Below are 22,986 nucleotides of genomic sequence, written 5' to 3'. Positions count from 1 at the left end.
GTTCAAGTGATTGATGACGTCATCGGATATAACCCTCGAAGCAGTGGCGTCCATCAGCCAGATTCCGGCCACGGATTGGGACGCTTGTGCCACCGGCCATGCCGATCTTGGCGGGGTCGAGAGCCTCGATACGCTGGCCCCGGTGAGCAACGGTTGCACCTCGAAAGCCAATTACAACCCGTTCGTGTCCCATGCCTTTTTCACGGCCGTCGAGAAATCGAATTCGGCCTGCGCCCGCACCGGCTGGGGACCGCGGCATCTGATCGCCAAAAGCGAGGGCCGCATCGTCGGTGTCGTGCCCTGCTATCTGAAGTCGCACTCGCAGGGCGAATACGTGTTCGACCGCGGCTGGGCCGATGCCTATGAGCGCGCCGGCGGGCAATATTACCCGAAGCTGCAGGCCTCGGTTCCGTTCACGCCTGCCACCGGTCCGCGCCTGCTGATCCGCGACGGGGTCGATGTCGAACGCGTCGGTGCGGCGCTTGCAGGCGGTCTGGTCGGTCTCTGCGAGGCCACCGATGCGTCATCTGTCCATGTCACTTTCGCGCGCGAAAGCGAATGGCAATTTCTCGCCGCACGCGGCTTCCTGCAGCGGACAGACCAGCAGTTTCATTTCCGCAATGATGGCTACAGCACCTTCGACGATTTCCTGGCAACGCTGAATTCGCGCCATCGCAAGGCGATCAAGCGCGAGCGCCGCGATGCGCTCGCCAATGGCATCACCATCCACCCCCTCACCGGCAGCGAGATCACCGAGGATGCGTGGGACGCGTTCTTCGCCTTCTATATGGAGACCGGCTCCCGCAAATGGGGACGCCCCTATCTGACACGCGAGTTTTATGCGCTGATCGCCGAGAGCATGAGCAACGACGTCGCGCTGATCATGGCCAAACGCGACGGCAAGTGGATCGCCGGTGCCATCAATTTCATCGGCTCGGATACGCTGTTCGGCCGCCACTGGGGCGCCGTCGAGCATCACCCGTTCCTGCATTTCGAGGTCTGCTATTATCAGGCCATCGACTTTGCCATCCGCCACGGATTGAAGACCGTGGAGGCCGGCGCCCAGGGTGAACACAAGATCGCACGGGGCTATCTGCCGCAGACCACCTATTCGGCGCATTACATCGCCGATCGCGGGTTGCGTCAGGCGGTCGGCGAATATCTGAAGCGCGAGCGCGAATATGTCGCGGAAGCCGTCCGCGAATTAACCGATGCCGGCCCGTTCAGGAAGGGCGATGAGCAGGATTAAGCCGTCTTGACCGAGGCACGTCTGGCGGCGACAGTCGCCAAAATTCTCGGAGGATTCCATGACCGCGTATGACCCCAACAACATCTTCGCCAAGATCCTGCGCGGCGAATTCCCCTGCTACAAGGTCTATGAGAACGACCACGTGCTGGCGTTCCTCGACATCATGCCGCGCTCGCCCGGCCATACGCTGGTGATCCCGAAAGCACCTGCGCGCAATATCTTCGACATCACGCCGGACGACTACGCCCATGTCATCCGCGCCGCCCACAAGATCGCCGCGGCCTGCAAACAGGCCTTCAAGGCCGACGGCATGACCGTCGCGCAATACAGTGAAGCGGCCGGCGGCCAGGTGGTGTTTCACCTGCACATGCATGTGATGCCGCGCCACGACAATGTCGGCCTGCTGCCGCCGGCATCGCGCAAGGAAGACCCGAAGGTGCTGGAAGACAACGCGACTAAGCTGATCGCGGCACTGGCGGCGCTGTAGGCTACGCACCGGCCGTGCGCTCCCTCTCCCCGCTCTGCGCGGGGAGAGGGGTGGGGTGAGGGGCAACGCACACAGCCAATCGCAATGGTGATCTATCGGATCGCTGTCTGCGGCGTCAAATTACCGACCCGAGAGCGTTTACTCGCGTCAACGTCGTGCACAGCCCCTCACCCGCCGCGAAGACGCGGCGACCTCTCCCCGCAAAGCGCGGGGAGAGGTAAGTCCCCTACTCCGTCTGAAAGTCCCCGGGCTGCGGCGGTGCCAGTGGCGTGAATTCGCAGCGGTCGGGTTTGAGATCCAGCAGCGGCGTCTCGTCGAGGCAATCGAGCCCGCGCACCAGCACGGTCGATCCCTCGATCCCCACCAGCTTCACCATGGATGTGCCGAGCGGATTGGGCCGCACCGGTGTGCGCAACGAGAAGATGCCGCGCGCATTGCCGTCGTTTTTCGGACTCTGCAGCACCAGGTCGCGGCGTGACAGATGCAGCCAGTAGATCACTTCGAGGTGCTTGTAGAGGTCGAGGTCCTTCAGCCCCGGCACCCATGGCTCGAAGATCTCGAGCCGGCACACCGGGCCGTCATGGCGGCCCTGCCGCGGCGTTTCCAGCCGCGACGTCCAGGGCGTGCGGATGCGCCCGATATAGACCAGGCCCGCATGGTTCGGCTTCGGTGCATCGACGGCGAGTTCGCCGGCGCGGATTTCACTTTCACGAACCATTGGTCACCGTGCTTGCATCCTGTCGATCAATCCAGCGAGATATTCTGCGCCTTGATCACCTTCGACCACCGTGCCCGGTCCTCGTCAACGAATTCGTTGATCTCCTTGACGCTCTTCGGCCGCAGCACCGGGAAACCGATCTTTTCCAGCGACGCGCGAAATGTATTGTCGTTCAAGGCGCGGTCCATGCTAGCCATCACGGTCTTCACGACATCGTCCGGCAGTTTCGACGATCCCGCCAGACCGAACCAGACGCCGACCTGATAGTCGGGATAGCCGCTCTCGATGACGGTCGGCACATCAGGCAGATCGGGACTGCGCTCTTTCGAGCTGACGCCGAGCGGCCGCAGCAACCCGGCCTTCACAGGCGGCAGCGCGGTGGAGAGCGTATCGAACATCACCTGGATATTGCCGGAGAGCAGATCGGTCAGCGCCGGTCCCGCGCCCTTGTAAGGCACATGGGCCATATCGACGCCGGCGATCTGTTTGAACATCTCGCCGGCAAGATGAATGGTGCCGCCGGTGCCGGCCGAACCGAAATTAAGCTTGCCCGGATTGGCCTTCGCGTAAGCCACGAATTCCTTCACCGTCTTGGCCGGCACCGACGGATGCACTTCCATCACCACCGGCAGATCGGTGACCACCGTCAGCATCCGCAGATCCTTCTGCGGATCGTAGGACAGCTTTTTGTAGAGCAGCGGGTTGAGCACCATGATGGATGCGGCGGTGACGAACAGCGTATAGCCGTCGGGGTCTGCACGCGAAACCATCTCGGCGGCGATGGCGCCCTGCGCGCCCGGCTTGTTCTCGACGATGATCGTCTGCTTGAGGTCGCGGCCGAGATAATCCGCCACCAGACGCGCAAGCACATCGGTCGGACCGCCGGCCGCATAGGGCACCACGAGTTTGATCACACGCGTCGGATATTCCGCCGCACGGGCGAGCGGAGCGGCAAATCCCATCGCAGCAATGATAAGGCCAGATATCAAGGCAGATCTTGCACGCAATCTCATATCGTCTCCCACCCCCTATTTTTAAGTTGGGTGGAGACTATCGCGTTCACGCAGTCATACAAGGCCGATACAGCCTGACGCTGTCGTCTATCAACCGAGGATGTATTTGCCGGTGACCATCACCAGCTCACCGCATGCAACGCCGAGGAAGATCGAGCGCCTGAAAGCGACGAAGACGACGAGTCCGACAGCCACCGCGCCATAGCGCAACGGCGGCGGAATACTCGCCAGCGCGCCGGGCGGCACGACCAGGATTTGCGCGATGACACCGGCAAGGATTGCAGTGGCCACCGCCCTCACCCAGACCAGGATCTCGGACTCCTCATCGACCCCGCCGCCGAGCCACAGGCCGAGCATGCGCCAGACTTCATTGGGCAGGAAGCCTGCCAGCAGGAGCACGAGCAGAGCATGCCAGTCGCCGATGAAGTCGCTCATCGCCGCCTCCAGCGATGCACGCCATAAGCGATCGTGCCGGCGGAGACGCCACTGATCAGAATATCGACGCCGGTGTTGAGCATCGACACCACCGGAAATAGTGCGAGGCCGAGCACCAGCGCCACGACATCGGCGAGCTGCTTGCAGTTGCGCGCGGTGGACAACAGGAACGCCAGCGGCGTCAGCAGCAGGATCGCCGCGCCGAACAGCGGCGGCAGATTGGCCGCGAGATGATAGCCGATGAAGGTCGCGGTCAGAGACGACGAGACGAGTCCGAAGCCGAGTCCGTTGACGAAGGCGATGCGTCGCTCGCGCGGCACCAGCGGCATCAGGCGGAAGCACTCCACCCACAGTGTCACGGCAATGAAATGCGACGGCAGGATCAGTTGCCGCTTTTTGGTATCCGGCATGCGCAGCATCGGCAGCACCGATACCACCATGGGGAACAGACGGATCGCGCTCACGGTGACAGCGAGCGCTGCCTGGATCACCGTGGCGCCGGAGCCGAGCGCGACGAGAAGGATAATCTGCGCAGGGCCGGCCCAGACGAACAGAGTCGATGCGAGCGCCCAGAACAGGCTGAAATGCGTGTCATGGGCCAGCGCGCCGATGCCGACATAGGTCGCGAACAGCACCAGCGTCAGGATGGTCCTGGTGATCGACCCCACCCCGAGCAGGAACGCGGCGGCACTGCCCTGCCATCTCGGTGAATCCAGTGCAGGAAGCGTCACGGTGCCTGTTTCTTATTGATTGATCCAGACTGTCATAGGCTGCCGAAAGACGCCGTCGTCAAGATCGCCTTTTGCGGGGATAACGCAGATCCCCCGCTCCCATCGCAGACCACAAGCTGAGGCCTATGCGGCACCTGCATTACCGGGTCGAAACGATTTCGGCTGCAGCCGGATCAAATCGCGTCACCCTCAACATGCCGAGGGCGAACAGTGCCAACAAGCTCAGGCCGGAGGACACCACCAGAACATAGCCGCCCAGGTCATCGATCAGCAGGCTGAAGGCCAGCGGCGCAAAAGCCTGCGCTACTCTGGCGGGCGCGCCGAGCAGCCCGAGGCGATAGCCATAATTGTGCGGCCCGAAGATCGCCAGCGGTACAGTGCCGCGCGCGATGGTCAGAATGCCATTGCCGGCACCGTGGAAGATTGCAAAGGCGATCGCGGCCGGGCCTCCGATCAGGGCGATGATCACCGCCCCGCACGGATGCGCCGCACAGGCCAACCGGCATGACAACAGCGGATGCGATCGACTGAGCAGGCTGGCCTCGAGGATCCGCGCCAGCACCTGCGCCGGTCCGATGAACGCACCTGCTGCAACAGCCTGTACAGTGGTGGCACCCAAGCTTTCAAGAATGCGCGGCAGGTGCGCCGCCATCGCGCCGGTGACCGCCCACGCCGCTGCAAACGCAACGGCCAGCAGAACCATCGGCCGGTCGATGGGAATGTTCGGCCTGGTACCGGCCGCTGCCGTCATCGCGCGCCGTTCGATACGCGGCAGACACAGCAGGTTCAGCGGCAGTCCAAGCAGGATATGCGCGGCCGCCCAGACATAGCAGGTGTTGCGCCAGCCGATATGTTCGAGCCCCCATGCCGACAACGGCCACCCGATGGTGCTGGCAAAGCCGGCCATCAGCGTGATGCCAGTGATGGCACGACGGGCCTTGTCGCCATAGATGCGTCCGAGGGTCCCGAACGCGGCATCGTACAGACCGAGCCCCATCCCGACGCCGAGAAACAGCCACGCGACCATCAGCACCGCGATCGAATGCGCGGCGCCAAGCAGTGCCAGCCCCGTTGCGAATGTCACGTTCGAGATCGACAGCACCTGCCGACCTCCAACGCGATCGATCTGACGTCCGACACGCGGACCGAGCAAACCCGAAATCACCAGCGAACCGGAAAACGCTGCAAAAAACAGGTTGGGCGAAATGCCGAGATCATGCGCGATCGGATTGGCGAGGATCGCCGGCAGATAATAACTGGACGCCCACGCCAGTGTCTGCGTCGTGCCCAAAGCGAGAATAACCCGCATCTGTTTCTCGCTCATTCCGCCCCTTGAATATCCACGACTCGCCAAGCTTGACACACGCCAATATATCCGTAAATCTGGATATATGAAATCGTCAGAAGCTATTACGGCCTTGTCGGCATTGGCGCAAGTTACCCGCCTCGAGACGTTCCGGCTGCTCGTGAAGCATGAGCCGACGGGTATCCCGGCTGGCGAACTCGCGCGCCTGATGGATGTGCCGCAGAACACGATGTCGGCGCATCTGGCGATCCTGTCGCGCGCAGGCCTCGTCATGGGCGAGCGCCATAGCCGCTCGATCATCTACCGCGTCGATCTCGAAGGCTTTCGCAAGCTGACACTGTTCATGATCCAGGACTGTTGCGGCGGCAGCGCCGAATTATGTGCGCCGCTGGTCGAGAGTCTGCTGCCGTGCTGCACACCCGCCAGAAAGGTCGCGCCCGGCAAAGCGTCGCGCGTCAAGCGCAGCAAAGTCTCAGCCTAGAAAGGAACACCATGAAGCGCCTCCATGTCCACGTCGCGGTCCGGGATCTGTCGCAATCGATCGGGTTCTACTCCACGCTGTTCGCGACCCAACCCAGCGTCGTGAAGTCCGACTATGCCAAATGGATGCTCGACGATCCCCGCGTGAATTTCGCCATCTCGACGCGCGGCCGAGAGCCCGGCCTCGACCACCTCGGCGTCCAGGTCGAAGACAGTGCGGAACTCGGCGACGTCTATGCCCGCCTGCGCGAGGCCGGCGGAACGGTGGTCGAGCAAGGTCAGACGGAATGTTGTTATGCCAAGTCCGAAAAGGCATGGATCGAGGATCCCTCGGGCATTTCGTGGGAGACCTTCCTCACCACAGGCGAGAGCATCACCTATGGCGACGGGAGCGGCCAGCGCGCTGCGCGCCTTGCGCATGGACAACAGGCAGCATGCTGCACATCCGACGCAGCGACGGCAGACCGATGTTGCTGAACGCCAACGAAACTGCGGCAGCAACGGACATGATACCAGGCTTCGATCTTCCGCGACGGCTGGTCGCGGAAGCGCTCGGTTCGGCACTGCTGGTCGCAACTGTGGTCGGATCGGGCATCATGGCCGAGACGCTGACCAAGGACATGGCGCTTGCCCTGCTCGGCAACACCCTGCCGACCGGCGCGATGCTCGTCGTTCTCATCACCATCCTGGGGCCGATCTCGGGCGCGCATTTTAACCCGGCCGTGACGCTGACCTTCGCCCTCAGGCATGACATCGCCCGATCCGATGCGTTATTTTACGTGTTGGCGCAGATCGCAGGGGGGCTGGCTGGCACACTGATCGCGCATCTGATGTTCGCACTGCCCATAGAGGCCTCGCTGAAGATCCGCACCGGCAGTGCCCAGTGGTTCGCCGAGAGTGTCGCAACCTTCGGCCTTGTGGGGACGATCCTTGCGGGCCTTCGCTTTCAACGCGCCGGCGTGCCGTGGCTCGTCGGGCTGTACATCATCGCGGCCTATTGGTTCACCGCATCCACATCATTCGCCAATCCGGCTGTCGCGATCGCCCGTGCGTTCAGCAACACATTCTCCGGCATCCGGCCGATCGATCTTCCCGGCTTCATCATCGCGCAGCTCATCGGCGCAGTCGCCGCACTGGCCGTTATGAGCTGGCTGCTTCGTCCGACCAACGGAACCATCACCGGCAAGGCATCTCCATGAGCATCACGATCTACCACAATCCGTCGTGCGGCACGTCGCGCAATACCCTGGCCATGATCCGGCAAAGCGGCGTCGAGCCGACGGTCATCGAATATCTGAAGACACCACCAACGCGCGCGCGTCTGGTCGAGCTGATCGCGGCGATGCAAATTCCCGTGCGTAGCCTGCTGCGCGAAAAAGGCACGCCGTTTGCGGAACTCGGGCTGGACGACGAGCGCTTGAGCGACGACGCGTTGCTCGATGCAATGATGACGCATCCGATCTTGATCAATCGACCCATCGTTGTGACGGGAAGAGGCACGCGCCTATGCCGACCGTCGGAGCTGGTGTTGGAGATCCTGCCCAATCCACATATCGGCCGCTTCGTCAAAGAGGATGGCGAGATCATCGATGCAGCCTGATCTTCCCAACATCCTGGAAACGGCATTCGACGTGCCCGACTTCAGCCGGAACCCAGCCGCGCCGATGTCTCACCGGCCACGCATTCTGCTGCTGTATGGGTCGCTGCGCGAACGATCCTACAGCCGTTTCGCAACTGAGGAAGCGGCGCGACTGCTTGAGGCATTCGGCGCCGAAACGCGCATCTTCAATCCGGCCGGCCTGCCATTGCCCGACAGCGCCCCCGTCGACCACGAAAAAGTCGGCGAGTTGCGCGAGCTGTCCGCATGGTCCGAAGGCCAGGTCTGGTGTAGTCCGGAACGGCACGGCGCGATGACCGGCATCATGAAGGCACAGATCGACTGGATCCCGCTCTCGATCGGCGCGCTTCGCCCGACCCAGGGCAAGACACTCGCGGTGATGCAGGTCAGCGGCGGATCGCAGTCGTTCAATGCGGTCAACCAGCTGCGCATCCTCGGGCGATGGATGCGGATGATTACGATCCCCAACCAGTCCTCGGTAGCTCGTGCCTATGAACAATTCGACGAGGCCGGTCGCATGAAGCCGTCATCCTATTATGACCGCATCGTGGATGTTGCCGAGGAACTGGTGAAGTTCACGCTGCTAACGCGACAGCACAGCTCTTATCTGACGGATCGCTACAGCGAGCGGAAGGAACACGCCGATATCCTGCAAGAACGTTTGAGCCTGCAGAGAGCGACCTGAGATCGCTCACGCCCTGCCGTTGCGCAACACGAGGCAGCCCTGCCCGACGCGACGGATCTTGCCGCACAGATCGTTGGCCTCGTCGCGCGTATCGGTCCCGATCCTCACTTGATAGAATGTCCGCGTGCCGCGGCTGCGAAACAGCGAGTTCAACAGGTTCGGATCGCGATCGCCGACCACGGAACGCAGCCGTAACATCACCCGCGCATATTGCATCAGCGCACGATCGCGATTGAATCCGGCCGCCAGTTGCACGCCCCAAGGCCGCGCTTCGCCAAGTTTCACGCGCGCTTCCAGTTGCGTGACGAACGGATTTGGCGCGCGCTGCAGCAGCGCCATCAGCTCGCGGCAGCTCGACGTCGCGGCACGCGGCGGCGTCTTGCCGTTACGCCCGGTGGCCTGCCAGTCCTCGACCGTCGCGCCGGTGATCGCGGAGACATAATTTCGCGTCTCGCCCGGCATGTAACCCTTACCGTCGAGCCAGTCCTGCACGCGGCGCGGTCCAGCATTATAGGCCGCTGCCGCGAGGCCGAGATTGCCGAACTGACTGCGCAGCTCGCTGAGAAACTCCGCCGATTTCGGCAGCGCCTGCACCGGATCGAACGGATCGAGCAGACGCCGCTCATTGGCCGTGCCCGGCATGAACTGCGCGATGCCCTGCGCGCGCTGGCCACTGCGCGTCACGGGACCCACGGCATCGGGCTGAAACCGACTCTCCTGCCAAATCACGCGGGCGAAGAATTCCAGCGGCAGATCATTGGCCCGCGCTGCGGACTCGATCATCAGGCACATCGACTCGCGGGTATCACTGTCACGTGTCAGATTCGGCTTCGAAGGCACCGCCAGAGGCAGCATACGATCCGCGCCGGGCTTCGCCAATTCGCTAACCGGGAGCTCTTCGGCGCGCACGCCCGCGACCGGCGCAAGCAACAGCGCCGCGAGGCAAACTATCCGGCCGATGATGCTTCCGAACGCCATGCCTGATCCCCGCGCGGATTCCCCGCGCCTTGACAGCGAGACCCCAGCAGCTAGCTATGAACGAAAGACGGCAAAAGCGGGAGTACAAACAATGGCCGACGCGCGCGACGACACATCCGGCTTCGCCAGCGACGACGATGTTCCGATCCAGTACATGGCCCGCACCCGCGCCTATTATCAGGCGATCGGCTATGACGTTCCCTATCGCTGGGCTCATCATATCGACGCGCCGTTCCAGCCGCTCAGGAAACCGCTGGCGCAGTCGCGCGTCGCCATCGTCACCACCGCAGCGCCCTTCGATCCCGCCAAGGGCGACCAGGGTCCGGGCGCGCTCTATAATGGCGGCGCCAAGTTCTATCAGGTCTATGACGGCGACACGGCGGTGGATCACGACCTGCGCATCTCGCACATCGCTTATGACCGCGTGCACACCACGGCGGACGACAGCGGCACCTGGTTCCCGCTGCCCACGCTGCGCGCCCTCGCAGCGTCTGGCCGCATCGGCAGTGTCGCGCCGCGCTTCTACGGCGCGCCGACCAATCGCAGCCATCGCGTGACCACCGACACCGACGCGCCGGAGATCGTGAAGCGCGCCAAGGCTGACGGGGTCGATGTCGCCGTCCTGGTGCCGAACTGCCCGGTCTGCCACCAGACCATCAGCCTCGTTGCACGCGAGCTGGAGGCCAATGGCATTTCCACCGTGGTCATGGGCTGCGCCAAGGACATCGTCGAGCACGCCGCCGTGCCGCGCTTCCTGTTCAGCGACTTCCCGCTCGGCAATTCTGCCGGCAAGCCGCATGACAAGACCTCGCAGGCGCAGACCCTGGAATTGGCCCTGCGCCTGCTGGAATCCGCCGTAGGACCGCAGACCACCCTGCAGTCGCCGCAACGCTGGGCCAGCGACGCGGTCTGGAAGCGCGACTACAACAATGTCGCCCTTCTCAGCGCCGAGGAACTGGCGCGCCGCCGGGCCGAATTCGACAAGCAGAAGGACATCGCCCGCACCTTGCGTGAGACGGCGGCCTGAACCACCCTCCAGGGACAATCCCCCCGTCTTTCGGCGATCGCCCTTAACTTTGGTTTACGTTAAATCCGCTCAATCCGTGCGAGAGCCTTCCCCGGCGGATGGAACTGCGTACAGTCCCCGCCTGCAACCTCAGGGGACATCAGGACATGGACGAGCGGCGCAAGAACGTCAGGGACAAGGTGATCTACGGTGCCGTCGCGTCCAAGGACCAGAAGGCCAAGGAATGTGTCGTGCGCGACATTTCCGAGGATGGCGCCCGCATTGAATTTGGTAGCGGCGCGCGGCTGCCAAAGGATGAGCTGACGCTCAACATCGCGCGAAAGGGCCGCTCGTTTCTCGCCAGGATCGTCTGGTGGCGCGACAACATCGTCGGCGTCGCCTTCACCGATCCGCCGGTGGAGAGCAAGGAAAGCTCCGACATCGAAGAGCGGTTGCGCAAGAGCGAGAAGAAAAAGCGCGAATTGCAAAAGCAGATTCAGAAACTGCTGGGGCAGTAAAGCTCGGCACCAACCAATTAGCTCAAAGCAAAAACGGCCGGTGATCCCTCACCGGCCGTTTTCATTTGTTCAATCGCCCGATGGCTTACGCCTTCTCGAGCGGCGCCTTTGCTGACCCGGAGCCCTTGCCCGACTTCGGTTTCTTGGCGGCGCCACGCTTCGCCGGCAACTTCTCCGGCTTCGGCGTCACAGGACCATCGACGAATTCGAAGCCAATGCTTTCCTGCTCGACGCCGAGCACCGCCTCGTCCTTCTTCAGCACGACGCGGACATGGCCGCCATTCTTGAGCTTGCCGAACAAGAGTTCGTCGGCCAGCGGCTTCTTGATGTGCTCCTGGATCACGCGCCCCATCGGGCGCGCACCCATCTGCTCGTCATAGCCGTGCTGGATCAGCCAGGCCTTGGCGGGCTCGGACAGTTCAATGGTGACGTCACGATCCGCGAGCTGGGCTTCCAGCTGCAGTACGAACTTCTCCACCACCATCCCGATCACATCCGAATTCAGATGTGCGAAGGACACGACCGCATCGAGGCGGTTGCGGAATTCCGGCGCGAACTGCCGGTTGATCGCCTCCTGATCCTCGCCTTCCCGCTTGCCGCGGGTAAAGCCGAAGGCCGCACGCGCCATGTCGGCGGCGCCGGCATTGGTCGTCATGATCAGGATCACGTTACGGAACGAGACCTGCTTGCCGTTGTGGTCGGTCAGCCGGCCGTGATCCATCACCTGCAGCAGCACGTTGTACAAATCCGGATGCGCCTTCTCGATTTCGTCGAGCAACACCACGCAATGCGGATGCTGATCGACGCCGTCGGTCAGAAGGCCGCCCTGATCGAAGCCGACATAGCCGGGAGGAGCGCCGATCAGGCGCGACACAGTGTGCCGCTCCATATATTCGGACATGTCGAACCGAATGAGCTCGACACCCAGCGACGACGCCAGCTGCTTCGCCACTTCGGTCTTGCCTACGCCGGTCGGACCCGAGAACAGGTAGCTGCCGATCGGCTTCTCCGGCTCGCGCAACCCGGCACGTGCCAGCTTGATCGAAGCCGAGAGGGCTTCGATTGCCTTGTCCTGTCCGAACACCACGCGCTTCAAAGTCGACTCAAGATGCCGCAGCACCTCGGCATCGTCCTTCGACACGCTCTTGGGCGGGATCCGCGCCATGGTCGCGATCGTGGTCTCGATCTCCTTGATGCCGATGGTCTTCTTGCGCTTGCTCTCGGCCACCAGCATCTGCGCCGCACCCGACTCGTCGATCACGTCGATCGCCTTGTCCGGCAGCTTGCGGTCATGGATGTAGCGCGACGACAGCTGCACAGCAGCCTCGATGGCTTCGTTGGTATACTTCAGCTTGTGATAATCCTCGAAATACGGCTTCAGCCCCTTCAGGATCGAGATCGCATCTTCAACGGTGGGTTCGTTGACATCGATCTTCTGGAACCGGCGCACCAGTGCGCGGTCCTTCTCGAAGTGCTGGCGATATTCCTTGTAGGTGGTCGAGCCCATGCAGCGAATCGCCCCCGAAGCCAGCGCGGGCTTGAGCAGATTCGAGGCATCCATCGCGCCGCCCGAAGTGGCGCCGGCGCCGATCACCGTGTGAATCTCGTCGATGAACAGGATCGCATTTGGATGCGCTTCGAGTTCCTTGAGCACCTGCTTCAGGCGTTCCTCGAAGTCACCGCGATAGCGCGTGCCGGCCAGCAGCGTGCCCATGTCCAGCGAGAACACGGTGGCCGCCGACAACACTTCCGGCACATCGCTGTCCACGATGCGCTTGGCCAGACCTTCGGCAATCGCGGTCTTGCCGACGCCGGCTTCGCCGACGAATAGCGGGTTGTTCTTCTGACGGCGGCACAAGACCTGGATCGCACGGTTGATCTCGGCGGTACGTCCGATCACCGGATCGATCTTGCCGTCACGCGCCTTCTTGTTGAGGTTGACGCAATAGGTATCGAGCGCCTCGCCCTTCTTCTTGGCGTCGTCGCCGTTCTTGGTCTCGGTCTCTTCATCGACGCCGCGCACCGGCCGCGCCTCGGAGACCCCCGGCCGCTTGGCAATGCCGTGGCTGATGTAATTCACCGCGTCGTAGCGCGTCATGTCCTGCTCCTGCAGGAAATACGCGGCATGGCTTTCGCGCTCGGCGAAGATCGCGATCAGCACATTGGCGCCGGTCACTTCTTCGCGACCCGACGACTGCACGTGAATGACCGCGCGCTGAATCACGCGCTGAAAACCGGCGGTCGGCTTGGCGTCATCTGCGCCATCCGTTACCAGGTTTTCGAATTCGGTTTCGAGATAATTGACAAGGCTTCCGCGCAGCTTGTCGAGATCGACGCTGCACGCCCGCATCACTGCTGCGGCGTCGCTGTCATCCACCAGCGACAGCAGGAGATGTTCCAGCGTCGCATATTGGTGGTGTCGCTCGTTCGCAATCGAGAGCGCCCGATGCAGCGATTGTTCAAGGCTTTGAGAAAAAGTTGGCATTCCGCGTCCTCGTTGGCCCCCACCATCATGATCGTCGTTGCCGGGTCAGGCAACAAGAACCTTTCTCACATATAGTGATGTCTGATCGTGGTGAAAGGCTGGTTCCCGCTGCTTGTTGTGACGTGTCCGCAGAGCACGTCTGTTCATTCCAGTGCATTGTCACATGCGCTGTTGACGCAGCCGAACGACCGCGTTCGACTCACATCAGATCAATGCAAGACCCGTTCCCAGTTTCCGGGAATTCACGCGAGGCTACTTCTTTTCCATCACGCATTGCAAAGGGTGCTGGTGCTTGCGCGCAAAATCCATCACCTGCGTCACTTTGGTTTCGGCGATCTCATAGGTGAAAACGCCGCATTCCCCGATCCCGTGATGATGAACGTGGAGCATGATCTGCGTCGCCGCCTCGGCGTCCTTCTGGAAGAATTTCTCCAGCACGTGGACGACGAATTCCATCGGCGTGTAATCGTCGTTGAGGATCAGCACGCGATACAGGTTGGGACGCTTGGTCTTGGGTTTGACCTTGGTGATGACCGAGGTGGCCGGCCCGCCGGGCGCATTGGACCGATTGTCGTCCTCTGCCATGCCGTGTGGCTCTGCCATGCCACGCGACTGCCGGCGGCGATCGTCGGGTGCGCCGGCCACAGGCATCGGGATGCCGTCAGGCATGAATTTCGAAGGTTTCTGGAACATGGCGCCTGTATAAAAGTCCCTAGCGGATATTGGCCAGCCCCGAATTGACAGCGTCCCCAGCCACGACGTGCTGCCGGACGCCTCGGGCACGGAGGCGCCCCGGGTCGCCGCATGGGTACGACGCTGTCCGTTGCAGGACCGATCGAGCCAATATGGGTTCCTGCGGGCATTCTCGCAAGCGCACTGAACACACCTTGCATGGCTCGCCGCGCCCCCGCCCGATGGCCCCCCGGTCCGGTCAGGGTTAACCGATCGTGTTCGATTTGAACGGATCCGCAAACCAGCGATTTAGCCGATGTTGACGATGATACCGGACGCTGGCCCAGCGGCATACCAATAGTCGGCCTTTTACCTATTTTCTGAGGACACCTTTACCACCTGTTTAGCCGCAGCCGTGGACATAACCGCCAGAAATCTACCACTGGTGGTAACAATGTTTATTCAGTCCGTGTCGAGCCAGGCAAAGCGCCTCGCATCCCGGTTTGCCCGCCACGACGGCGGCAATATCGCGATAACCTTCGCTGTCGCTCTGGTGCCCCTGCTCGGCTTCGTGGGCGCCGCCGTCGACTATTCCCGTGCCAATGCCGCCCGCTCGGCGATGCAGGCGGCGCTGGACTCCGCAGCCCTGATGGTCTCGAAGGACCTGTCGGCCAATCCGACCATGTCGGCGACCGATGTCACCAACAAGGCGACCGCCTACTTCAACTCGTTATACACCAACACGAGTGCCGGCCAGATCACGGTGACGGCGAGCTACACGACCAATACCAAGGACGGCTCGACGGTCACGGTGAACGGCGCGGGTGCCGTTGCAACCGATTTCATGAAGATGGTCGGCTTCCCTCAGTTGGGGATCAGCAGCGGCTCGACCACGACCTGGGGCTCGACGCGCATGCGCGTTGCCATGGCGCTCGACGTTACCGGCTCGATGGGTCTGGGGAGCGGAAAATTGGAGGCGATGCAGTTAGCTGCCAAAAATCTGATCGATACGCTGAGCGCCAACTCGCGCATGACCGAGGACCTCTATATCTCGATCATTCCGTTTGCCCAGATGGTCAATGTCGGCGCGTCGAACAAGAATGCGACCTGGCTCAAATGGGACGAATATGGATCCTGCAGCTATTCGTACTACGACACCAAAGCCGAGTGCCAAGCGGCTAACAAGACCTGGAACGCGAGCTCCAACAAGAACGCCTGGAATGGCTGCGTCACCGACCGCGATCAGCCTTACGACACCACCAACGAAGCCCCGTCGGGCACAGCACGTTATCCGGCCTACCAGTACAATGCATGCCCCTCGGCCATTCTGGGGATGACAACGGCCTATGGCGCCAACAATGTTAAGACGCTGAAAGACAAGATCGATGCCCTGTCCGCGAATGGCGGCACCAACCAGCCGATCGGCATGGCCTGGGCCTGGCGCACCTTACAGATCGGTAACGATCCATTCCCGGCACCGGCCAAGGACTCCAATTACAAATACACGGATGCTATCATCTTGCTATCGGACGGCGAGAATACCAAGAACAGATGGGACGGTGACGGCCAGCATTCATCACCGGCAGTTGACGCGCGCCAGAAGCTACTCTGCGACAACATTAAGGCCGAGCTTGTCGATGGCAAGCGAAAGACCGCGATCTACACGATCCAGGTCAACACTGACGGCGGCCCGGATTTCGCGGTTCTCAAATACTGCGCCGATTCCGGCAATTTCTTTGCAACAACGACGGCAAGCGGCATCGCCACCGCTTTCACCGCCATCGGCAACTCGCTGAACAAGCTTCGCGTCGCGAGATAAGAAAGAGCACATCTCAAACGAAAAACGCCCGGCCATCACGGCCGGGCGTTTTGATTTGAAAACCGTGTCGCGTCAGCGCGCCGGAGTCATCTTGGCAACGAAGCCTTCGAACGGCTTGTAGGCCTGCTTGGCGAGATCGACATAGAGTTCGCTGATCTTGTGCGATTCAGCCACGAAGGATTCATAGGCCGACTTGGCGTATTCGGTCTGCACTTCAAGCACCTTGTCGAGCGACTGCACGCCGGACAGCTTGGTCACGAAGGCGTTGCCGTCCTCGAACGACTTCTTGGTGTAGTCGCCAACCGCGACAGCGATAGCCTGTGCACCGTTCTGAAGCGTGGCCGCCGATGCGACTGCACTCTCGAACTGCTGCTTGCCGTACTGCTGGATGTCTTCGACCTTGATCACTGCAAATCCTTTCCCGGATTGGACGGGTCAGCCGCGGCCGGGTGGCCCCCGGTCTGATCTGACCGGTCCATCTACCGTGCGGTGCACAATGACGTCAAGAATCCTGTGCAATGCACAATTTTTACCATTGGCGATAAATGCAGGGGTGGCGTGCAAGGGTTGCTTAACCTTTTGGAAACTCGCCGGACCTACGCTGATTTCTTGCATTGGTGCGTTGGGGCCAAAAGCCTGAAAACTGCATGAGTACATACTCTTAGCCAGAATGGCCGCGTATGCTTCTGCCATCCCGCCGAGAGAATCGCTCAGGCTGACGCCTAAAACTGAGACACATCTCGGTTGTTGGGCATAATTTAGCCTCACGATCCGGGGAATGAGACTGATCTGACGGGGAAGTTCATGCTTCGCACAACGTTTGCTTCGTCGCGCACCTTGCGGGTGTGCGCTCTTGGGCTGGCAACGCTCAGCATCGCCGTCATCTTTACGACTGACAGCGCGGATGCCCGCCGCCGACATAAATCGCGAAGCCACGTCGCACGTGTCTCGAGCTACAATCCCGCTTTCTCCTCGATCATTGTCGATGGCAATTCCGGTGCGGTTCTCTCGTCCAACAATCCCGATGGCTCACGGCATCCGGCGTCGCTGACCAAGATCATGACGCTGTACATGCTGTTCGAGAAGCTGGAATCCGGCAAGCTCACCCTCGACAGCGAAATGGACGTCTCGCAGCACGCCTCCGTGCAGGCTCCGACCAAACTTGGTCTGCGCCCCGGTCAGACGCTGCGTGTCGAGGACGCCATCAAGGCGCTGGTGACCCGCTCCGCCAACGACGCCGCCGTGGTGATCGCCGAAGCCATTGCCGGTGACGAAGACGATTTCGCCAAGCTGATGACCAAGAAGGCCCGTGCGCTCGGCATGAGCCGCACCGTCTATCGCAACGCCTCCGGCCTGCCAGACGACGATCAGGTCACCACAGCCCGCGATCAATCCACGCTCGGCCGTGCCATCCAGGATCGCTTCCCGCGTTATTACCGCTACTTTGCCACCGCCTCCTTCAATTATCGCGGCCGCAACATTCGCAACCACAATCGCCTGATCGGGTCAGTCGAAGGCGTCGACGGCATCAAGACCGGTTACACCCGCGCCTCCGGCTTCAACCTCGTCTCGTCCATGAAGCGCGGCAACCGCCACCTGGTTGGCGTCGTCCTCGGCGGCCGCAGCGGCGGCGCACGTGACGCCGCCATGCGCAACCTGCTTGCCGAGAACCTGGACAAGGGCGCCACCCGCCGTACCGTGGCCGCGATTACCGAGCGCAACCCGTCCGAAGCCGCGACCGAGGTCGCCGAAGCCGAGGCCAAGTCGCGTCCGACCGAAACCAAACAGCTCAATGGCGCCATCCAGGTGGCAGCCGCTGCGCCCGTCTCCGCCGAGCCAGTCGCTGAGGCTCCAGTTCGTCCCGCCGCACCGGTTGCCCGCCCATCCGTCTTCGCTGCCGCCACTGCAGCCCTGCCCCCGGCAGCGCCGTTGCCGCAGGCGCGCAAGCCAGAACCCGGCCCGCTGAATTCAGGCGTCATCCAGTCCGAGCCCATCTCGACCATTCCCGGCTCGTCGGAGCCGATGAAGCCGGTTCGCGTCCGCACCGTTCAGGTCAAGTCCGGTCAGTACAAGCTGGCCTCCGCTGGCGGCGAGCAGCCCGCCCCTCCGGCCACGACCAACGCCATCACGGCGCGCTCTGAGCCCACCGCCCGCTCGCCCGAGACCACCAATTCGCTCTACGCACGCTCGGAGATGCCCCGCCAGCCGGCAGGCTTCGGGACCGGCAATGGACTTCTCGGCGTTCTGCCGGCTCAGGGAAGCGCCCAGGGCGGCACCCAGATGGCCTATGCCGCCGACCCTGCCCCACGTACCGCGCCAGCCCCTCAGGCTCCCGCTCCGCAGGCCGTACAACAGGGCGGCGCCATCAAGCCCGCCGCAAGCCACACCGGCTGGATCATTCAGGTCGGCGCACTGGAGAGCGAGAGCGAGGCACGGACCCGCCTCGACGCTGCGCGTGAACAGGCCCGCGGCCTCCTTGGCAAGGCCGACCCGTTCACTGAAGCCGTCGTCGGCAAGGGCGACAGGAAGCTCTACCGTGCCCGCTTCGCCGGCCTCGACCGCGAAAAAGCCGAAGCCATCTGCAAGACCCTGAAGCGCTCCGAAATCTCCTGCATCACCATCAAGAACTGATCGCAAGAACTGATCGACTGACACCGTCGGATACGCAAATGGCCGGGACATCGTCCCGGCCATTTTGCTTTTGGTCACCATAAATTCCCGTAGCGACAACTTCTCGTCAAGACTTAGGCGGTACAAATTCAGACAGGGGATTGATCGACCATGCCGGACAACGGTGGGCGATGAGGCGTTCTCAGAGAAACGGAAGCTGCTCGCAGTTGTAGCGTAAAAGCGTGCTGGAGTTAGCTGCGATGCGTGCGAAGCAGAGTGTCCTTGGCCTCGTTGACCCGGGCCGCGAGGTACGTCGAGCCCCCCTGATCGGGATGCAGTTTCTTCATGAGGGATCGGTGCGCGCGGCTGATCTCGTCGCGGGTCGCACCCGGCTTCACGCCAAGGATCTGATAGGCCTCCTCCTCCGTCATTTTACTGCCAGACGTCGCGCGGTCGTACCGCCCTGCCGTATCGCCCTGCGCGTTCTGACGCCATGCGGGAAACCGGCGGTCAAGATAACTTTCAAGTAGCGCCACGCTCTCGGCGTCGAAGCCGGCCATCATCGCCGCCAGTTGCGGCAGGTCGAATGCATCGAGCGATTGCCCGGCATAGGGGCCGGCGACGATCCGTCCGCTGAGCTGACCGCTGTCGTGATCGAGGGTCATGTCGAGAAATGCGGAACGGACCTGCGAGGTCTGGCCGGACGATTTGGTCCCGCCCCCGAACATGCCGCCGATATTGCCGAACCCCGCGGTGCCGAACGGCGCCCAGCCCAAGAGACCCGCACCGAAGATCCCGAGCGGGATCGCCACGGCCAGTTCGCCCTTGATCCCGGTGAATGCCGCCACAGCCAGCGCCAGCACGCCGCCGGCCAGCTTGATACCGCGCGCCAGTAGCGCCGGGTTGGCCGAGCGGAACATCTGCAGCAGCATGTAGAGCACGAAGACGGCGAGCGCGCCGGCGATCAAAGTAGGCATGAGCTTTAGATAGTCGGTTGCCGCCCGCGATGAAAGCCAAGCCTTGGAACGCCAGGCTTTCGAACGCCAGGCCTTGGAAGCCAGGCCTTACGTCAAGGCGGCTTACCTCATCTGGCCGAGCAGCTTTGCCGCACCCGGCGCCGACGACGCCAGCCGCGTCAGCGCTTCCCGTCCGCCAGCGGCATAGGCCGCTACCGCGCGCAGCAATTCGCGGAGCTGCGCAGCGGCTCCCGGATCGAACCGGCACCAGGCACCACCGGTCAGCCGTGCAATCTCGCGAAATGCCTGTTCGGCCACAGGGTCTTGCCCTTCCTGGAACATGAAGACCGGCACTTTCAGCAGACCGAGTTCACCAGCCCGCGCACAGAGCTCGTCGATGGACTCTTCCATGGCGTCGCCCACGAACACCAGCGCCCGCACGCCGGAGGCCACCGCCTCGCGCCGCGTCTCCGACAGCACCTTGCCGATCTGCGTGTGTCCACCCCGGCAGGAGATCTTGCTCATCAGCCGTGCCAGTTGCGCGGTGTCCGAAATCCAGCCGGTCGCGCGACACTCGCCGAGGCCACGGAAATAGACGAGACGGATATCGAGACTGCCAATCAACGCCGCCTCGCGAAACATATCGGCCTGCAGCGCGCAGGCCATGTCCCAGGTCGGCTGCCGGCTCATCGTTGCATCAAGCGCGAACACGAGCCGTCCGCGCCCGCCCGCCGCATGTGACGCCATCGCCTTGGCCTTTGCTACAAATGCCGCGATGTCGGCCGATGCCGACGGTTGGGTCAGCGTATCGGTCTTCGATTTGGGAATGGTGGGATCGCTGGCCATTTGAACTCGCGCTTGCTGCAAGCTTCATGTGGCGAGCATGGGCCGCGCGGTCAACCGCGCAGCACAGGACTCAGTTCACGCTTGGCGTATACTGCGCGATCTTGCTCGGGTCAGCAGCATTGCTCTGCTGAGCGGGCTGCTCGATGATCTTCGGCTTGCCGGTGACCGGCGACAGCTTGCTGTCGTCGTCAAGGAACTTGTCGAGCAGCCCCTGAATCTTGGTCTTCAGGGTTTCCGGACCACGATCGCTCATGTCGGTATGCTGCGCGCCAGTGTTGACGACCGTGATACCGGCCTTCTCGCAGATCTCGTCATCCGGCACGACACCGGGATCCGGCTTGAACACCGTATCGTGCGAACGGAACGACAGGATCTTGAATTTGCCATCGGTCATGAACGGCACGCGCAGATTATCCAGCGTCACGACCTTCTTCACCTGGTTCGGGAATTCCTTGGCGAAGAACATCGAGATGTCGCCGCCGTTGGAATGACCGACCATGGTCAGATGATCGTAGTCCGAGTTCGGCTGAATCTTCTTCAGCTCCTTGACCGCGAACTGGATGTTCTCAACGCCGCGCTCATATACCGGCAGGCGTCCGACATAGAGCTCGCCGACCTTGGTTACCAGCGGAGCATCGGTATCGAGATCGTGCTGAATGCTCACGGCCATATAGCCGCGCGCCGCGAACACGTTGGCGAGAAACGAATACTCGGTGAACTTGACGGTATTGCCATGATTGAGAACTGCGACTGGCAAGGTAATCATGCCCGCATTGGCCTGCATTTCCTTGTCGCGACGAACGGCCACGTCCACCTGCACAGGACGGTTACGCGACGCATCGAAGAACGTCAGCGTCTCATGCCGGATCGCCCATTTCGACGCGGTGAAGTACGCGGCGGTGGCCAGCACGCAAACCGAAAGCAGAATGAGTAGTCCGCGTTTCATGTTCGTCCCTGATCGGCCGGTTAGTAAGTCTCGGCCGGCTACAACACTTATGGGGTCGGATGACCCTCAAGCGGCTGCTTCAACAGCATATATGTCACAGCTCGGTGACAGAAAGGCTAAATATTGTGAATTCCGAGCCATGTTATTGTGCGTTGCACCCGTTTCTTGTGCAGCTGCTAAAGAAAGCCATGGTCAAATTGAGCGATTTTGAACGAGTTTCGCAAGAGATCGGAATTTCAAAAACGCCCTGATTTCAACGACAAACCAACTGTCGGACGGGCTACTCGTTCCCTGGGTGCAGAAAATGATACCCGTCCTGTGAAGACGAAGTTGAGTGCGTAATCGTTCATAACCTGCCGAACGGACAGCGCCGGCTTTAATCGGCGGGCGCGACTCAGTTGCCAAGGATGTCGTGAACATCCAGCGGCTTGTCGACCTGGGCAAACCACTCGGCGCGGTTGGCGGCGCGGCGACGGCCACGCTCATCGAGCGGCAGCTTCAACTTGCGGAGCAGTTCGATGACTTCCTCGCGCGCGGTGACATGGCCCATGCTCGGACGACGCCCGAGCGTGGCTTCGTTGAGATCGTCGAGCGCCGTCAGGCCACGCGGGAAGAACTCACGATACATCACGCGCTCGGCGAGACCGTCGATGGCGCGGAAACCGAGTTGCAGCGAGAGTTGATCGAGGACGCCGGCGACCAGCATCTTGTTGCGCGAGCCGAGCATCGAGAGCCGGTTGCGCACCACGATCCAGTCTGTGGTGGAGCCATCGTGCTGACGGCGCTTGCGCCGCGCCTCACGCGCCATCTTCGAATAGTGGCTCTCGCCGGTCACCTTGTAGCTTGCGGCATCGACGGTGCCGAGCACGTCGAAATCGAGGAAGCTGTCATTGATCGGCGTCACCAACGTATCGGCCATCGAATGCGCCAGACGCATCAGATAGGTATCGCTGCCCGGCGTATCGATGACGATGAAATGATGAGTTCGTTCCACCGCGCTCACCGCGGTCATGAACTGATCGAGTTCGAAAGCTTCGTTGTCGGCGATCTGCATCGTCTCGCCGAGCTTGACGCAGCTATGGGTCGGCACTTCCAGCGCAAGCCCGGCGCTCTGCGCCCAGCCCGCGCGGTTGGCGATATAGCGCGTGAAGCTCTGCTGACGGCTGTCAAGATCGATAGTAGCGACGCGCTGACCAGCCTTCAGCAGCGCCACGGCAATATGAAGCGCAGTGGTCGATTTGCCCGACCCGCCCTTCTCATTGCCAAGCACAACCACATGCGCCGTGCCGGACTGTCCCTGGGTGGTTTGCATCAACATCGCGCGATCCCTCGATCATCTTCAAATCGCGAGGCGTGGCAAGGGTCAAGCTAAATACAGGGGCATCCTGCTCTCCGGGCGATCAGCCGCGCTTAATCATGAATCTCAGC

The 22,986-nt window shown here is 62.0% G+C and carries 24 protein-coding genes; 11 read left to right on the top strand and 13 right to left on the bottom strand.

The features are described 5' to 3' along the window. The first annotated feature begins 13 nt into the window (after positions 1-13). Positions 14-1,249 carry a GNAT family N-acetyltransferase gene (locus tag CIW50_RS15865; RefSeq protein WP_172980345.1) on the top strand — a complete coding sequence of 412 codons (1,236 nt, stop codon included), beginning with the start codon at positions 14-16 and terminating at the stop codon, positions 1,247-1,249. A gap of 58 nt (positions 1,250-1,307) precedes the next feature. Continuing rightward, entirely contained in the window at positions 1,308-1,736 is a 429-nt protein-coding gene (locus CIW50_RS15860; RefSeq protein WP_089263737.1) for an HIT family protein, read from the top strand. A 226-nt stretch (positions 1,737-1,962) separates the two neighbouring features. Here CIW50_RS15860 and tsaA read toward each other — a convergent pair whose 3' ends face one another. The 5 genes from tsaA to CIW50_RS15835 all read right to left on the bottom strand — a co-directional run bounded on the left by tsaA (position 1,963) and on the right by CIW50_RS15835 (position 5,957). Then, positions 1,963-2,454, bottom strand: a complete 492-nt coding sequence (tsaA, locus tag CIW50_RS15855; protein WP_149532191.1) for a tRNA (N6-threonylcarbamoyladenosine(37)-N6)-methyltransferase TrmO — start codon at positions 2,452-2,454, stop codon at positions 1,963-1,965. Positions 2,455-2,480: 26 nt separating this feature from the next. Further along, the gene (locus CIW50_RS15850; RefSeq protein ID WP_246664291.1) at positions 2,481-3,467 is read right to left on the bottom strand and encodes a Bug family tripartite tricarboxylate transporter substrate binding protein; all 987 of its coding nucleotides are present in this window, start codon (positions 3,465-3,467) and stop codon (positions 2,481-2,483) included. Positions 3,468-3,557: 90 nt separating this feature from the next. Further along, positions 3,558-3,902 (bottom strand): AzlD domain-containing protein, encoded by a 345-nt coding sequence (locus tag CIW50_RS15845; protein ID WP_068734408.1) that lies wholly within the window; start codon positions 3,900-3,902, stop codon positions 3,558-3,560. Beyond that, positions 3,899-4,633: an AzlC family ABC transporter permease gene (locus CIW50_RS15840; protein WP_149532190.1), complete on the bottom strand. Its 735-nt coding sequence runs from the start codon at positions 4,631-4,633 to the stop codon at positions 3,899-3,901. The genes CIW50_RS15845 and CIW50_RS15840 overlap by 4 nt, the downstream gene beginning before the upstream one ends. Before the next feature lie 139 nt (positions 4,634-4,772). After that, on the bottom strand, positions 4,773-5,957 hold the full coding sequence (locus tag CIW50_RS15835; protein WP_149532189.1) for an MFS transporter: 1,185 nt from the start codon (positions 5,955-5,957) through the stop codon (positions 4,773-4,775). A 67-nt stretch (positions 5,958-6,024) separates the two neighbouring features. Here CIW50_RS15835 and CIW50_RS15830 point away from each other — a divergent pair, with 67 nt between their 5' ends. The 5 genes from CIW50_RS15830 to arsH are packed head-to-tail and all read left to right on the top strand — an operon-like array spanning position 6,025 to position 8,722. Further along, positions 6,025-6,420: an ArsR/SmtB family transcription factor gene (locus CIW50_RS15830; RefSeq protein ID WP_149532188.1), complete on the top strand. Its 396-nt coding sequence runs from the start codon at positions 6,025-6,027 to the stop codon at positions 6,418-6,420. A gap of 11 nt (positions 6,421-6,431) precedes the next feature. Beyond that, on the top strand, positions 6,432-6,896 hold the full coding sequence (locus tag CIW50_RS15825; protein WP_149532187.1) for an ArsI/CadI family heavy metal resistance metalloenzyme: 465 nt from the start codon (positions 6,432-6,434) through the stop codon (positions 6,894-6,896). A 29-nt stretch (positions 6,897-6,925) separates the two neighbouring features. Then, a complete protein-coding gene (locus CIW50_RS15820) occupies positions 6,926-7,618 on the top strand; it encodes an aquaporin (protein WP_149532186.1) in 693 nt (230 codons plus the stop codon). After that, positions 7,615-8,019: an arsenate reductase (glutaredoxin) gene (gene arsC / locus CIW50_RS15815; RefSeq protein WP_149532185.1), complete on the top strand. Its 405-nt coding sequence runs from the start codon at positions 7,615-7,617 to the stop codon at positions 8,017-8,019. Before CIW50_RS15820 ends, arsC begins: the two co-directional genes overlap by 4 nt. After that, a complete protein-coding gene (gene arsH / locus CIW50_RS15810) occupies positions 8,009-8,722 on the top strand; it encodes an arsenical resistance protein ArsH (protein ID WP_149532184.1) in 714 nt (237 codons plus the stop codon). Before arsC ends, arsH begins: the two co-directional genes overlap by 11 nt. Before the next feature lie 6 nt (positions 8,723-8,728). On the opposite strand, the gene CIW50_RS15805 is transcribed toward arsH, so the two are convergent. Further along, complete coding sequence (locus CIW50_RS15805) at positions 8,729-9,700, bottom strand: lytic transglycosylase domain-containing protein (RefSeq protein ID WP_149532183.1); 972 nt, start codon at positions 9,698-9,700, stop codon at positions 8,729-8,731. Positions 9,701-9,791: 91 nt separating this feature from the next. Between CIW50_RS15805 and CIW50_RS15800 the strand changes: the two genes are divergently transcribed. Next, the gene (locus CIW50_RS15800) at positions 9,792-10,727 is read left to right on the top strand and encodes a glycine/sarcosine/betaine reductase selenoprotein B family protein (RefSeq protein WP_149532182.1); all 936 of its coding nucleotides are present in this window, start codon (positions 9,792-9,794) and stop codon (positions 10,725-10,727) included. A gap of 146 nt (positions 10,728-10,873) precedes the next feature. Further along, a complete protein-coding gene (locus CIW50_RS15795) occupies positions 10,874-11,224 on the top strand; it encodes a PilZ domain-containing protein (RefSeq protein ID WP_068734400.1) in 351 nt (116 codons plus the stop codon). 85 nt (positions 11,225-11,309) lie between these two features. Here the strand turns inward: CIW50_RS15795 and clpA are convergent, their stop codons facing one another. Together clpA and clpS are read right to left on the bottom strand one after the other, a co-directional pair. Continuing rightward, positions 11,310-13,709, bottom strand: coding sequence for an ATP-dependent Clp protease ATP-binding subunit ClpA (gene clpA, locus CIW50_RS15790; protein ID WP_149532181.1), 2,400 nt, complete (start codon positions 13,707-13,709; stop codon positions 11,310-11,312). A 252-nt stretch (positions 13,710-13,961) separates the two neighbouring features. Next, positions 13,962-14,294, bottom strand: coding sequence for an ATP-dependent Clp protease adapter ClpS (gene clpS / locus CIW50_RS15785; protein ID WP_068734422.1), 333 nt, complete (start codon positions 14,292-14,294; stop codon positions 13,962-13,964). Positions 14,295-14,835: 541 nt separating this feature from the next. Between clpS and CIW50_RS15780 the strand changes: the two genes are divergently transcribed. Then, on the top strand, positions 14,836-16,200 hold the full coding sequence (locus CIW50_RS15780) for a TadE/TadG family type IV pilus assembly protein (RefSeq protein ID WP_149532180.1): 1,365 nt from the start codon (positions 14,836-14,838) through the stop codon (positions 16,198-16,200). 72 nt (positions 16,201-16,272) lie between these two features. On the opposite strand, the gene CIW50_RS15775 is transcribed toward CIW50_RS15780, so the two are convergent. Further along, positions 16,273-16,608, bottom strand: coding sequence for a phasin family protein (locus CIW50_RS15775; RefSeq protein WP_149532179.1), 336 nt, complete (start codon positions 16,606-16,608; stop codon positions 16,273-16,275). 396 nt (positions 16,609-17,004) lie between these two features. Here CIW50_RS15775 and CIW50_RS15770 point away from each other — a divergent pair, with 396 nt between their 5' ends. After that, positions 17,005-18,831 (top strand): D-alanyl-D-alanine carboxypeptidase, encoded by a 1,827-nt coding sequence (locus CIW50_RS15770; RefSeq protein ID WP_149532178.1) that lies wholly within the window; start codon positions 17,005-17,007, stop codon positions 18,829-18,831. Positions 18,832-19,061: 230 nt separating this feature from the next. Here the strand turns inward: CIW50_RS15770 and CIW50_RS15765 are convergent, their stop codons facing one another. The 4 genes from CIW50_RS15765 to CIW50_RS15750 all read right to left on the bottom strand — a co-directional run bounded on the left by CIW50_RS15765 (position 19,062) and on the right by CIW50_RS15750 (position 22,876). Next, positions 19,062-19,787, bottom strand: a complete 726-nt coding sequence (locus CIW50_RS15765; RefSeq protein WP_149532177.1) for a DnaJ domain-containing protein — start codon at positions 19,785-19,787, stop codon at positions 19,062-19,064. Positions 19,788-19,889: 102 nt separating this feature from the next. After that, positions 19,890-20,612 carry a vWA domain-containing protein gene (locus CIW50_RS15760; RefSeq protein ID WP_149532176.1) on the bottom strand — a complete coding sequence of 241 codons (723 nt, stop codon included), beginning with the start codon at positions 20,610-20,612 and terminating at the stop codon, positions 19,890-19,892. A gap of 70 nt (positions 20,613-20,682) precedes the next feature. Next, entirely contained in the window at positions 20,683-21,558 is an 876-nt protein-coding gene (locus CIW50_RS15755; RefSeq protein WP_149532175.1) for an alpha/beta hydrolase, read from the bottom strand. 394 nt (positions 21,559-21,952) lie between these two features. Further along, positions 21,953-22,876 carry a division plane positioning ATPase MipZ gene (locus CIW50_RS15750; protein WP_149532174.1) on the bottom strand — a complete coding sequence of 308 codons (924 nt, stop codon included), beginning with the start codon at positions 22,874-22,876 and terminating at the stop codon, positions 21,953-21,955. Positions 22,877-22,986 lie beyond the last annotated feature (110 nt).

This window comes from Tardiphaga sp. P9-11, from assembly GCF_008329525.1.
GTDB lineage: Bacteria > Pseudomonadota > Alphaproteobacteria > Rhizobiales > Xanthobacteraceae > Tardiphaga.
The sequence above is the reverse complement of the archived record's forward strand: the minus strand, read 5'-3'. Positions and strand labels throughout refer to the sequence as shown.